This is a genomic window from Paraburkholderia sp. EG286A (genome assembly GCF_040965375.1).
Taxonomy (GTDB): domain Bacteria; phylum Pseudomonadota; class Gammaproteobacteria; order Burkholderiales; family Burkholderiaceae; genus Paraburkholderia.
Map to the genome: position 1 here is coordinate 1 of NZ_JBFRCB010000034.1, position 435 is coordinate 435.

At 49.2% G+C, this 435-nt stretch carries 1 rRNA gene; it reads right to left on the minus strand.

The features are described 5' to 3' along the window. Positions 1 to 68 (minus strand): 16S ribosomal RNA (locus tag AB4Y35_RS42115); the annotation flags it as partial. Between the last annotated feature and the right edge of the window lie 367 nt (positions 69 to 435).

The following is a 435-nucleotide window of genomic DNA, read 5'->3' on the forward strand; positions in this document are numbered from 1 at the left end:
CGTTCGACTTGCATGTGTAAGGCATGCCGCCAGCGTTCAATCTGAGCCAGGATCAAACTCTTCAGTTCAATACCTGTTACTGTTTTCGGTCTCTCTCGAGACCGGTCGCTCACTCAAAGCTGACAGGTTCTGAATAAATTCAAAAACCTGACTTACTTTAGTGTGAGACTCTTGATACTTTTGCTGCTCCTGATTTCGCCCCGAAGAACGACATCAGGCCGCCACCGCATCAAGCGCCCACACTTATCGGCTGTAAATTTTTAAAGATCGATCGCGAAAGCGCCGTTAAAACTGCTCAACTACCGGCCTCTTTCTGCGTTGCTGCGTCAGCAGCAGAGAAACGAGATTATGAAGACTGCCCGGCGATCTGTCAACAGGTTTTTTTACTTCGTTCAACCTGCCGCTTAACTTCCAATCACCCGCAGACCCAGTCGC